Below are 13,848 nucleotides of genomic sequence, written 5' to 3' on the forward strand. Positions count from 1 at the left end.
TAAAGAATCTAAATAATTTCATTCTTATAAAATTGTAAAATTTCGTAATTTTGGGAACATTTTGAAATGTTTGATAATTTTAAAAAACTTTTGGAAAAGTGTAGATTATGCTGACTTTATTCGGTTAATGTTGCATCAAAATGCGAGAACTCAAAATGTCATTAATTGTATTTATACACACCGGTAAAGAAAAAGCAGGCCTACCTTTAATTTTGAAAGACCTTCTATTATGAGTATTTATAAGGATTACATCAAAGAGATTGAAGAAAGAAAAACCCAGGGGCTTCATCCAAAGCCAATTGATGGTGCTGAATTACTAAGCGAAATCATTACGCAAATTAAAGATTCAGGTAATGCTGACCGAAAAGATTCTCTTCAATTTTTCATTTATAACACACTACCCGGAACAACAAGTGCAGCGGGAGTGAAAGCAAAATTTTTAAAAGAAATTATTCTGGGTGAATCCATAGTAGAAGAAATTTCCCCGGCTTTCGCCTTTGAACTGTTATCTCATATGAAAGGCGGACCTTCTATTGAGGTGTTGCTGGACCTTGCTTTAGGTAATGATGCAGCTACTGCTAAAGAAGCTGCCAACGTTCTTAAAACTCAGGTTTTCCTTTATGAAGCAGATACCAACCGTCTGAAAGAAGCATTCAACAGCGGTAACGAAATTGCAAAAGAAATCCTTGAAAGCTACGCAAAAGCAGAGTTTTTCACAAAACTTCCTGAAGTTGCTGAAGAAATTAAAGTAGTAACATTTATTGCTGGTGAAGGAGACATTTCTACAGATTTACTTTCTCCGGGTAACCAGGCCCACTCAAGATCAGACCGTGAACTTCATGGTAAATGCATGATCACTCCTGAAGCTCAGGAAGAAATCAAAGCTTTACAGGCAAAACATCCTGATGCAAGCGTTATGCTGATCGCTGAAAAAGGAACAATGGGTGTAGGTTCATCAAGAATGTCCGGAGTAAATAACGTTGCTCTTTGGACAGGAAAACAGGCCAGTCCATATGTACCATTCGTAAATATTGCTCCAATTGTAGGAGGAACCAACGGTATTTCTCCGATCTTCCTTACAACAGTAGACGTTACCGGAGGTATTGGTATCGACCTTAAAAACTGGGTAAAGAAAGTTGACGAAAACGGAAACCCTGTTCGTAATGAAAACGGTGATATCGTTCTTGAAGAAGCGTATTCAGTTGCAACAGGTACTGTTTTAACGATTAATACAAAAGAAAAGAAATTATATAACGGCGATAAAGAATTGATCGACCTTACCAAATCTTTCACTCCGCAAAAGATGGAATTCATCAAAGCAGGTGGATCTTACGCGATCGTATTTGGTAAAAAACTACAGACATTTGCCGCTCAGCTTTTAGGAGTTGAGGCTCCGGCTGTTTTTGCTCCATCAAAAGAAATTTCTCACGAAGGACAAGGGCTTACTGCTGTAGAAAAGATTTTCAACAGAAATGCTGTTGGAACAACTCCAGGAAAAGTATTACATGCAGGTTCTGATGTTCGTGTACAGGTGAATATTGTTGGATCTCAGGATACAACAGGTCTTATGACTTCTCAGGAATTGGAATCTATGGCAGCAACAGTGATTTCTCCAATCGTTGATGGCGCTTACCAGTCAGGATGTCACACCGCTTCTGTTTGGGATAAAAAAGCTCAGGCTAACATTCCTAAGCTAATGAAGTTCATGAATGAGTTCGGTTTGATTACAGCCCGTGACCCGAAAGGTGAATACCACGCAATGACAGACGTTATCCACAAAGTTCTTAACGATATTACAGTAGATGAGTGGGCTATCATTATCGGTGGAGACTCTCACACAAGAATGTCTAAAGGGGTAGCTTTCGGAGCTGACTCGGGAACGGTTGCTCTTGCATTGGCTACAGGTGAAGCATCAATGCCAATTCCGGAATCTGTAAAAGTAACCTTCAAAGGAAACATGAAAGAGCATATGGATTTCCGTGATGTGGTTCATGCAACACAAGCTCAGATGTTGAAGCAGTTTGGAGGAGAAAACGTATTCCAGGGTAGAATCATTGAGGTTCACATCGGAACGCTTCCTGCTGACCAGGCATTTACCTTTACAGACTGGACAGCTGAGATGAAAGCAAAAGCTTCTATCAACATTTCTGAAGATAATACTTTGATTGAATCACTGGAAATTGCAAAAGGCAGAATCCAGATCATGATCGACAAGGGTATGGATAACCACAATAAAGTTCTTCAGGGATTAATTGACAAAGCAAATAAGAGAATTGAAGAGATCAGATCAGGAGAAAAACCTGCTTTGACTCCGGATTCAAACGCTAAATATTATGCTGAAGTAGTTGTAGATCTTGATGTAATTGTAGAACCTATGATTGCTGACCCGGATGTAAACAACGACGACGTATCTAAAAGATATACTCACGATACCATCAGAGATCTTTCTTATTATGGTGGTGAGAAAAAAGTAGACCTTGGTTTTGTAGGATCTTGTATGGTTCACAAAGGAGACCTTAAGATCGTTTCTCAGATGCTTAGAAACATTGAAAAGCAACAAGGTAAAGTAGAATTTAGCGCTCCTCTTGTAGTAGCAGCTCCTACTTACAATATCATTGATGAGCTAAAGGCAGAAGGAGACTGGGAATTATTAGAAAAATATTCAGCTTTTGAATTTGATGATAATGCTCCAAAAGGAGAAGCTCGTGTTGAATACAAAAACGTAATGTACCTTGAGCGTCCGGGATGTAACCTTTGTATGGGTAACCAGGAAAAAGCTGCTAAAGGAGATACTGTTTTAGCTACTTCTACGCGTCTTTTCCAGGGAAGAGTGGTGGAAGATTCTGAACGTAAAAAAGGAGAATCTCTGCTTGCTTCAACTCCGGTTGTTGTTCTTTCTGCGATTATCGGAAGAATTCCTAGCATTGATGAGTACAAAGCTGCAGTGGAAGGCATTGACCTTACTACTTTTGTACCTTCTATTAAAGAATTAACAAGTACAAGCGCTCACTAAGAGGGTAACAAATACGTCGAAAGACTTACTAAAAAACTATATAATTGGAAGATTTTGGTCCTTTAGGATTTAAGATCTTCCAATTTTTTGTTTAGAACGTTTCTATTTTAAGATAGTTACGTTTTTTTTTCGATAAAATCTGGGAAACAAATTCTAATTTTTCTTAAATTGAAAGTTATAAAATCTATTGATTTTGAAGTCAAAAACACCCCTTTTTATGGATTATAGGAACGTTTTTTGATATAATAAAAAAGTGATTTTTCTTTTTCAGAGAGAAGAAAAAGAAGCGTTAACGGAAAAAGAACAAAATTAAAATACGATATGACTTTTGATATTGATATGATCAAAAAAGTGTACGAGCGTTACCCTGAAAGAATTGCAGCAGCAAGACAAATCGTGGGAAAACCTCTTACCCTTTCAGAAAAAATTCTTTACACCCACCTTTGGGAAGGAAATGCTACACAGGCATATGAAAGAGGAAATTCTTATGTAGACTTCGCACCGGACAGAGTCGCGATGCAGGATGCCACAGCACAGATGGCTCTTTTACAGTTCATGCAGGCAGGAAAATCTAAGGTAGCGGTTCCATCAACTGCACACGCGGATCACCTGATCCAGGCTAAAGTAGGTGCTGACAAAGATTTACAGGAAGGTATCAACAAAAACTCCGAAGTATTCAACTTCTTAAGTTCTGTATGTGATAAATACGGAATCGGGTTCTGGAAACCGGGAGCTGGTATCATTCACCAGGTTGTACTGGAAAATTATGCCTTCCCTGGAGGAATGATGATCGGTACAGACTCGCACACGGTAAATGCAGGAGGATTAGGAATGGTAGCTATTGGTGTAGGAGGAGCTGATGCAGTAGACGTAATGGCAGGAATGGCCTGGGAGCTTAAAATGCCAAAACTTATCGGAGTAAAATTAACCGGTAAAATGAACGGATGGACTTCTGCAAAAGACGTTATCTTAAAAGTAGCCGGAATTCTTACCGTAAAAGGAGGAACCGGATGCATCGTAGAATATTTCGGTGAAGGAGCACAATCTCTTTCTGCAACAGGTAAAGGTACCATCTGTAACATGGGTGCTGAAATCGGAGCTACCACTTCTACTTTCGGATATGATGATTCTATGAGAAGATATCTTTCCGCTACAGGAAGACAGGATGTAGTAGATGCTGCGGATAAAATTGCTGAACACTTAACAGGTGACGCTGAAGTATATGCTAACCCTGAACAATATTTCGACCAATTAATAGAAATCAACCTTTCTGAACTGACACCTCACTTAAACGGACCTTTCACTCCGGATTTAGCGACTCCAGTTGCTGAATTCAGAGCTAAAGCTGAGGCTAACGGATGGCCTTTAGAAGTTGAATGGGCGCTTATCGGTTCTTGTACCAACTCTTCTTATGAAGATTTATCAAGAGCAGCTTCCATTGTAGAGGATGCAGTATCAAAAGGGGTAAAACCTAAAGCAATCTTAGGAATCAACCCTGGTTCTGAGCAGGTGAAATTCACAGCGGAAAGAGACGGTTTCTTAGATTCCTTCAGAAAATTTGAAAACGCAAGAATCTTTACCAATGCTTGTGGACCATGTATCGGACAATGGGACAGAGAAGGAGCAGATAAAGGAGAGAAAAACTCTATTATCCATTCTTTCAACAGAAACTTCGCCAAAAGAGCTGACGGTAACCCGAATACCCACGCATTCGTAGCTTCTCCGGAAATGGTTGCTGCCGTAGCAATTTCAGGTAGACTGGACTTTAACCCAATTACAGATACTTTAACTAACGAAGCGGGTGAACAGGTGAAACTTAACGAACCAAAAGGTTTCGAACTTCCATCAAAAGGATTTGCTGTAGATGACAACGGATATCAGGCTCCATCAGAAGATGGTTCAAGCGTTGTTGTTAACGTAAGCCCAACTTCAGACAGGCTTCAGTTATTGGAAGAATTCCCTGCATGGGATGGTAAAAACATTACTGGAGCAAGAGTATTGATCAAAGCTTTCGGAAAATGTACTACCGACCACATTTCAATGGCTGGACCATGGTTGAAATACAGAGGTCACCTAGACAATATCTCAAACAACATGTTGATTGGAGCTGTGAATGCTTACAACATGGAAACCAATAAAGTTAAAAACGAATTAACCGGTGAATACGGTGAAGTTCCGGCTGTACAAAGAGCTTATAAAGCGGCAGGTATTCCGACCATCGTTGTAGGAGACCAGAACTATGGTGAAGGTTCTTCAAGAGAACACGCTGCCATGGAGCCCAGACACCTTGGTGTAAAAGCGGTATTGGTAAAATCATTTGCGAGAATCCACGAAACTAACCTTAAAAAACAGGGAATGCTTGGAATTACATTCGCTAATGAAGCAGACTATGACAAGATCCTGGAAGACGATGTTGTGAACTTCTTAGATCTTGATCAGTTTGCTCCAGGAAAGCAGCTGACTTTAGAATTCATTCATACTGATGGAACTAAGGATATCATTATGGCTAACCACACTTACAATGATCAGCAGATTGACTGGTTTAAGGCTGGTTCTGCTTTGAACCTTATCAAACAACAGGAAAAATAAGATTAATTGTTAGATTAATTAATAGAAAGGCGGCTTCAATTGAAGTCGTCTTTTTTTTACCCGTATTGAAATATTCTTTGTTGAACTTTGGTAACTATTCCAAACCTTACAGGTTTCTAAAACCTGTAAGGTTTACCTCTCAAATGAATATCATAATATTCCATCACTTTAATCTATCCAAAAGACCTGCTCTATAGCTTTCTCCGATAGGAATTTCAAACTCAGGAAGAATTACTTTTTTTGCCCCGATAGTTTTGATTTTATCCAGATTGACAATAAAAGATTTATGAATTCTAACAAATTTTTCAGAAAGCTGGCTTTCCATCGATTTAAGAGTATCCAGAACGATATATTCATCATTTTCTGTTCGGATATTGACATAATCTTTGATACTCTCAATATACAGTATCTCATGGAAACCAATTCGATGTCTTTGCCCTGAAGATTTAACAAAGAAATGAGTGTCTTCTTCCTGGGGAAAAGAAAATCGTTCCTGAGCCTTCAATGCGCTCTTTTGAAACCTTTCGAAAGAAATGGGTTTTAGAAGATAATCAACAATATTATGTTCATAGCCTTCCAATGCATACTCGGAATAAGCAGTTGTTAAAATATACTTCTGATGGGGTCCTACAATCTTCATAAAATTGATTCCAGTAAGTTCCGGCATCTGTATATCCAGAAAGATAAGATCCGAATCATTTTTCTGAAGGTATTCAAGGGCATGAATAGGGTTTTCTGTTGAGAAAACCAGCTCCAGAAAAGGTATTTTTTCTACATAATGTTCCAGAAGAGAGATAGCCAGCGGCTCATCATCCACAATAATGCATTTGATCTTATTCATCCCTTAAATCAATTTTTAAATCTACAATAAATTCCGTTTCTGAATCTTTGATCTCGAGCTGATGTCTGGGATACAAAATTTCCAGTCTTTTCCTCACATTCTGAATTCCAATTCCTGATACAGTATCTTTCATTTTCTGTGTTTTAAAATTTAAAAGATAAAAATGCAGAATCTTATCATGATCCGAGATTTTCATTTCAAAACCTTTATCCCGGAAGTCTCCATGTTTAAAGGCATTCTCAACAAAAGGAACCAACAGCATGGGTGAGATCTTAAGATGAGGATGCTGAATATCTTTTTGTATACTCAACAGTTCAGGACTTCTGATTCTAAGCTTCTCCAATGCAATGAGGCTGTCGATATATCCAATTTCTTTATCCAGAGAAATAGAATCTTCTTCAAGGTCTTTTGTGCTGTACCTCAATAATTGTCCCAGCTCTTCAATAGCTGGAAGCGCTTTATCAGATTTCTGATAAACCAGGGAATAGATATTATTCAATGAATTAAAAATAAAATGAGGATTGATCTGGGTTTTCAAGGCTTGCAGTTCTGCCTGTTTTTTTTCGATCAGAAGCTGCTTCTTATCATTTTCAGCGACTCCATACTTTTCAAGAATCCATAGAATCCCAGCGATGAAAACTGTCAGAGAAGCATTGTAAATATTATCTGTCAGGTAATATAGAAGTCCGGTATCTTTATTATAATTTCTGAATCCAAGGGTGGCAGGAAGTAGAACCTCTTCTATTCCATACCGGATGACTCCAAAACTTAAAATTGAGATCAAAAAAACAAAAACTGCAGAATAAAGTTTTTCAAGGCTAAACACCTTGGGAATAATAACCAGATATAAAAGATAAAAGGTAGAGATTTCTGTAATAAAATAAGTAAAGTTCAGCACATACGTTTCAAGTCCCCTCCTTTCAGGAAAAAAGAAGTAAGGCGTTATGTTATTTCCAATAAAATTGAAACTCCAATACAAAACCTGCAGCCAGATAATTTGCTTTTTATTCATATTCAAATATAAATCTATGCAGGCATTATTCATTAACACTTTTCGATAAAAACCTGTTTTTTTCCGACGAAACTATTTTGATATGTATAATCTTTTGATTCGTCTAAATGCTATTTCCAATTGAAGGTTCCTCTTATACTTTTGTCAGAGAAATTTCAACACAATCGTCAATTAATCTGTTATATCTCTACCATGAAAAAACATATTTTATTTATAGCCACTCTGATTTGTTCTTTAGCGGCTGCTCAAACTAAAGACACCACTGCTATCAACAAGATTGAAGCAGTTGCGGTGAATGGTAAAAAAGTTTTGGTAGAACGCAAAGTGGACCGTCTCGTTTATAATGTTCAAAATTCCATGCTTTCACAGGGGAGCTCCGGGACGGAAGTTCTGGCTGCCACTCCTTTATTACAGGTTGATGAAAATAAAGGACTTCTTTCCATTGCAGGTAAAAATGGTGTTTCTGTGATGGTGAACGACCGGATGCTGCATCTTTCCGGATCCGAACTGATCAATTATCTCAGAAATATCCGTTCTGAAAACATCCTGAAAATTGAGGTGATCACCACCCCTCCAGCCAAATATGAAGCGCAGGGAAACAGCGGAATTATTAATATCGTTCTTAAAAAGAACCAGAATCTGGGATGGAGTGGTTATCTCACGACCACTTATACTCAAAAAACATATGCTGGTTTCAGCAGTGCTGCCGGAATACATTATCAAAATGAAAAAATAAAAGCTTCTGTAAAACTGATAGGGTATGACGCAGATAAAAGATCGGTAGAAAAATATAATATTATCGGCCAAAGTTCTTCTGTAAGCAAGGATGACAGAAGGGATATGAATGACGGACTGGGTCTGAATACCAGTTTTGATTATTCACTTTCTAAAAACTCCAATATCGGATTGGTTTATGATATTACAAAGGGGCATACCAATATGGATATCCGTTCAACACAAACTTACTTTGCAGAGGGTATCTCTACTTTAGAAACAGTGACGGATTCGAAGCATCGTTCTCCTTTTACAACCCAGATGCTTAATCTCTATTTTGATCAGAAATTGGGCGAGCATACACTTAGTTTTGGAGTCAATTATTATGGGAATTTACCGGATACGGAAATTAATTTTACAACAAAAAATGTCGCCAGCAATGCAGCTCAAATCGTTAGAAATATTTCTTCGGTAGATTATAAAATCTATTCAGGGCAGGCAGATTTAACTTTAAATTTCAAAAAAATTCAATTGGAAACCGGAGTGAAGTATAGCCGGTTTTCTAATAATTCGGATATAGAATATTTTAATTTCACCAATGGGAATTATATCATAGATCCGGCAAAGAGTAATCTTTTTGATTATGATGAAAAGAATTATGCAGCTTATATCAGTGCCAGTAAAGATCTTGGCAAAAAATGGTCTCTAAAGGCAGGACTCCGTTATGAATATTCGCAAACCAGCGGTTTCTCCGCTACTACATTGTCGAATTCCAAAAATAATTACGGGAAATTTTTTCCAACAGCCTATGTATCTTATAAAGCCAATGAAAATAATCAGTTCAGCATTAATTATTCCCGAAGAATCAACCGTCCTTATTTCCGGGCATTAGATCCTTTCCGATGGTATTCTAATCCTAACACGTATTATACCGGAAATCCAAGCCTGCAGCCATCTTTCAATCATAATGTCGAACTCAATTATATTTTTAAAAGTAAATTTTCTGCTAATCTTTATTATCAGAGAACCATGAATAATTTTGATCAGATTTCATTTCTCAATGGGATTAAGCTTGTCAGCACGTATGAAAATTATTACAACCAGAGTGTTTATGGCATCAATTTGAATTACACAGATACCTATTTCAAAATCTGGGAAAGTAATATATCAACTTCGTTCAGCTTTAATGAAACTCAGATTACAAAGTTCAATCTGGTTCCTAAAAACGGGCAGTCGTTTTATTATTCCCTTAATAATACTTTTCAGCTTAACAAGGCGAAAACATTCATGCTATTTGTTAACTACTGGAACAATCTGCCTTCCCGTGACGGATATTCTTCCGTCAAGACCATGGCAAGCCTGGATGCAGGAGTGAAGATGAGTTTTGCGCAAAAGGCGGTTCAGGTCAACGTTTCAGTGAGTGATATTTTCAGACAGTCTGGTTTTAGGGCAGATATGTATTTTACAGATAATACGCAGTCCTTCAACAACTATTGGGATGCAAGAAGATTAACACTCAGCGTCACCTATAATTTGGGGAATCAGAAACTCAAATCGAAAAACAGACCGGTGAATTTCGAAGAAAAAAACCGTGCACAATAATAATGTAATAGTAATTAAAAAAAATAAACTCATGAAAACTTTAATTTATATTTTTCTTGTATGCATATCTACATCAGTGTTTGCTCAAAAAAAGCCCTCCGATTATTTTAAAAATCCAAAGACAAAAGTTTTGGTTGTCGGATCATTTCATTTTGACTACCCCAATCTTGATGCCAATAAAACCAATACAGAAGATCAGATAGATGTACTTTCTCCTAAAACTTCACATGAAGTCACCGAGCTCGTAGAATATATCAAAAGATTTAAGCCAACAAAAATTGCAATTGAGGCCTGGCCAAGCTGGAATGCTAATGAAAAGCTTAAGGAATACAATGACGGCAAACACAGGGACAAAAGAGACGAGCGCTATCAGCTTGCTATGAGAATCGCCAGGGAACTTAAAATAAAAGAACTGTTCAGCATTGATGCGGAATCCATTTGGGATGACCTTCAGAAGCAGTTTGGAAAAAGCGATTCTACATTTTTTAATACCCTCAGCAAAGAGTATGATTTTAGAAATGATGATGCGATTTCTCAACAGTTTAACAGTTTTTTCAAGAGTTCTGAACCTAAGAATTTCAAATCGCTCTTAGACACTTTTATTTATATGAATTCCAAAGAGAGCCATCAATATGGATATGGGGCTTATCTGAGCGGAGATTTTAAGCTGAGAGAATATGATGGTGCAGATATGCTTGCTCTCTATTGGTACAGCAGGAATCTGAGAATGTTCCGAAATATTCAAAACATTCCTCATAACAATGAAGACAGAATTCTTGTTATTGCAGGAAATGGTCATGCGGCAGTATTAAGACAACTTTTTACTTCTTCTGCAGAATATGATTTTATTGAATTTTCTTCATTAAAATAAATAAATTACTGTGCTGACTGTAACAAAATTTATTTTTCATCGTCTAACCGGATAGTAGTAAAAACATTATGAAAAAAACTATATTCGCTTTATCTCTGGTAAGTTCTATGCTGGTTTTCTCTCAGGAAAAGACCAATAGCACTTCTAAAGAGAAACAAATTGAAGGTGTAGTGATCACCAAAACTAAAAAAGCCGTTGAACAAAAGGCGGACCGTACTATTTTTGATTTTTCTGAACAACCTCAGCTCAATAACGGAAACGTTCTGGAAGGAATTAAAAAACTACCGGGGCTTGTATCTACCGACATCGCAGGGATGATGTATCAGGGAAAAATGCTGGAAGTATATCTTAACGGAAGACCTTTGAACATTACGTCCAATGAATTGAACTCCTTCCTGGAAGGAATGCCTGCCAACTCTGTAGAAAGGATTGAAGTGATCACTCAGCCCGGTGCTGAGTTTCCGGCCACTTCCGGAGGTGCGATTATGAATATCATCACTAATAAAAATGCCAATAAATATTTAACGGCTACCTATTCGGGAAATTATTCTTTCACAAATTATGACAAGTATAGAAGCAGAACTACAAATTCCGTTAATTTAAATGCCAGAAATAAATATTTCGGATGGCAGCTGAATGTGGGACAGAACTACCGTGAAAGTATGCTTAATGGCCAACAAGATGAACTTTTGAGCAGCCATACCGATAGATATGCCCGCGGATATTTTGCAAAATCCGGATTGACTTTTGATCTTGGACAGGACAGACTATTATTAAACTACGATATTTATCACAACAATAATGATAACTATACTTTAAGTGACGGACACGGAGATTTGCCTTTCAAGAGAAATCTGAAGGATCTAAGAGAAGCTTTTTATACTTCTTCGGATGTTGCCCATACCAATACTTTGAGACAGGAAGCCGTGGTAACGTATCAGAAACGTTTTGCTGATAAATCTCAAAAACTTGATTTCCAGTTTGGGTATACAAAATCAGACAGCAAGTTTTCTCAGGATAATTACTTTCAGGATGGAACATTTGTAAACTATCCCAATGAACCTCTTGATAGCCCTACCAACGGATTAAAAGATATTCTGAACAATAAATCTGTGATGAATATCGCGAATTTGAAAGTAGATTATGCCCAGCCTATCAAACTTCTTGACGGCGGAAAGGTAAGTTTTGGTGGTTTATATGAAAGACAGGATTATGATACAAAAAGTTTTGGACTGACCAATCTGGAATATCAGAGACAGACAGCTTCTACCTACTTAGAGTTTCAGGCTAAATTGAAAAAATTTGATTTCACATTGGGTTCCCGTGCTGAAAACTATGATATTTCCGGAGTAACAAGATATTTTGATAAAGATGCAAAACTGGTTGAGGCTAATTTGATCCCTTTCAATAAGTTTAAATTTTTCCCTAATGCAAGCGTGCAGTATAACATGATGAATCAGGTTTATATTGCGGCGAATTACAACAGAAAAATCAGTCTGCCAAGTATTTCTGCTTTGAACCCGAATAACGTAACATTTTCCGGACCCAGTACAGAAGTAAACGGTAACCCGAATCTACAGCCTACTATTTTTGATAATTATGAATTGAAAATTTCAGCTTTTGATTATGCATTTATCGGGTATAGTGTAAGTTCAGCAAATAATCAGGTGGCACAGATTATCAGAAAAGACGGAAGAAAACTCTACAACGAGCAGGTGAATATTTCAAACATGAAAATTCACAACTTCAACGTGGGATTGCCGGTTCCTTTCATGATTTTCAGTAAGCCTATGAGTGAGATTATGAAGTTTGATTTCAACCCTGATAAAATTAACTTCATGTACTTGTATGCCGGTTATCAGAAGCATGAAATCGACAATCTGAATAATAAAGGGTTCTGGATCTTCAATATCATGACACAGATTCTTTTGCCTAAGGACATCAAAATGACAGCCAATTACAGCTATCTGACACCCAAAGCAGGATATTTCTACTTTACGGCAGAAAAACCGTTCAACAACTCACTTGATATTACGTTGACGAAAAAGTTTATGAACAACCGTCTGACGCTTTCTGTTTTTGCGAATGATATTTTCAACGGACAGATGATGCAGGTACGTTCTAATCCTCCATCAGGAACTCCTGTAATGATCAGCAGTAAATATGATACAAGAAATTTCGGATTTTCTATCAACTACAAAATTCCGACAAGAAATAAACTGGCAAAAGAGGATCCGAATATCCTTAACCAGACTAAAAAAGAGGATAACGGTGGCGTAATGCAGCAGGCACAATAATTCTTTTTTTACAATAGAAATAAAACAGGTGGTAATCATTTTTACCGCCTGTTTTTTTTTAGGTTTTGGCTAAAGCCAATTGATGAATAAAAATTAAAACGGACTAAAGCCCGTTCCTATTGATAGTAAAATGGTGTTATTTGTGAAAAAATTTGTGATATTAGTGTTTAGATCAAAAATCTATTGTCTGAAATCTCCAGTTCATCGTATCTACTAAGGTAAGCTGATTCACACTCACCGGAAGATCTGTGATAATTTTTAATGCCTGAAGAGCCATCATGCTGCCTATTATTCCGGGAAGAGCTCCCAGTACGCCAAGACTGCCACAATCCGGCATGTCTTCATCGAAAGGTGGTTCAGGGAAAATATCCCGCAAATTTTTACTTCCGTTATAATTAAAAACTGCCACTTGTCCCGAAAATCCTAAGATGCTTCCGTAAACTAAAGTCTTATTGAGTTCCACACAGGTATCATTTACCAGATATCTTGTAGAAAAGTTGTCTGATCCGTCCACGATTACATCGTACTGAGAAATTATTTCCTCAGCATTTATTTCATTTATTTTTCCCTCAATCTCATTCAGTGAAACCTGATGATTAAGATTTTCTACAAATATTTTACCACTCTTCACTTTTGAGAGCCCAACTGTCTTTTCAGTATGAATAATCTGTCGGTTCAGGTTATGAAGTTCAACCTCATCAAAATCTGCAATTCCCAAAGTTCCTACCCCTGCGGCGGCCAGATATTGAATAATGGGACTTCCCAAGCCCCCGGCTCCTATGACTAGAACTTTTGAAGCTAATATTTTCTTCTGCCCTTCCAATCCTATTTCTTCAATAAATATCTGCCGGCTGTACCGTGAAAAATGATCTTCTTTTTTCATACTTTATGATAATTGAACCATTAAGA

General features: G+C 37.3%; 8 protein-coding genes. 5 read left to right on the plus strand and 3 right to left on the minus strand.

Annotated features, from left to right (window positions below; all coding sequences use genetic code 11):
* Nucleotides 1-229 precede the first annotated feature (229 nt).
* Both J2786_RS20225 and J2786_RS20230 read left to right on the plus strand, forming a co-directional pair.
* Nucleotides 230-3,013 (plus strand): bifunctional aconitate hydratase 2/2-methylisocitrate dehydratase, encoded by a 2,784-nt coding sequence (locus tag J2786_RS20225; protein ID WP_047428910.1) that lies wholly within the window; start codon nt 230-232, stop codon nt 3,011-3,013.
* A 321-nt stretch (nt 3,014-3,334) separates the two neighbouring features.
* The gene (locus J2786_RS20230) at nt 3,335-5,602 is read left to right on the plus strand and encodes an aconitate hydratase (RefSeq protein ID WP_047428908.1); all 2,268 of its coding nucleotides are present in this window, start codon (nt 3,335-3,337) and stop codon (nt 5,600-5,602) included.
* 163 nt (nt 5,603-5,765) lie between these two features.
* Here J2786_RS20230 and J2786_RS20235 read toward each other — a convergent pair whose 3' ends face one another.
* Both J2786_RS20235 and J2786_RS20240 read right to left on the minus strand, forming a co-directional pair.
* Complete coding sequence (locus J2786_RS20235; protein WP_047428905.1) at nt 5,766-6,443, minus strand: LytR/AlgR family response regulator transcription factor; 678 nt, start codon at nt 6,441-6,443, stop codon at nt 5,766-5,768.
* Complete coding sequence (locus tag J2786_RS20240) at nt 6,436-7,455, minus strand: sensor histidine kinase (protein WP_047428903.1); 1,020 nt, start codon at nt 7,453-7,455, stop codon at nt 6,436-6,438. The genes J2786_RS20235 and J2786_RS20240 overlap by 8 nt, the downstream gene beginning before the upstream one ends.
* A gap of 192 nt (nt 7,456-7,647) precedes the next feature.
* Between J2786_RS20240 and J2786_RS20245 the strand changes: the two genes are divergently transcribed.
* From J2786_RS20245 to J2786_RS20255, 3 genes are all read left to right on the plus strand, one after another.
* Nucleotides 7,648-9,771, plus strand: a complete 2,124-nt coding sequence (locus tag J2786_RS20245) for an outer membrane beta-barrel family protein (protein ID WP_047428901.1) — start codon at nt 7,648-7,650, stop codon at nt 9,769-9,771.
* Between the two features lie 31 nt (nt 9,772-9,802).
* On the plus strand, nt 9,803-10,642 hold the full coding sequence (locus J2786_RS20250) for a DUF5694 domain-containing protein (protein ID WP_047428899.1): 840 nt from the start codon (nt 9,803-9,805) through the stop codon (nt 10,640-10,642).
* 68 nt (nt 10,643-10,710) lie between these two features.
* Nucleotides 10,711-12,939 (plus strand): outer membrane beta-barrel family protein, encoded by a 2,229-nt coding sequence (locus J2786_RS20255; RefSeq protein ID WP_047428897.1) that lies wholly within the window; start codon nt 10,711-10,713, stop codon nt 12,937-12,939.
* Nucleotides 12,940-13,111: 172 nt separating this feature from the next.
* Here the strand turns inward: J2786_RS20255 and J2786_RS20260 are convergent, their stop codons facing one another.
* Nucleotides 13,112-13,822 (minus strand): HesA/MoeB/ThiF family protein, encoded by a 711-nt coding sequence (locus tag J2786_RS20260; protein ID WP_047428895.1) that lies wholly within the window; start codon nt 13,820-13,822, stop codon nt 13,112-13,114.
* Between the last annotated feature and the right edge of the window lie 26 nt (nt 13,823-13,848).

The sequence above is a fragment of the Chryseobacterium vietnamense genome, assembly GCF_031454475.1.
In the GTDB taxonomy this organism is placed as follows: domain Bacteria; phylum Bacteroidota; class Bacteroidia; order Flavobacteriales; family Weeksellaceae; genus Chryseobacterium; species Chryseobacterium vietnamense.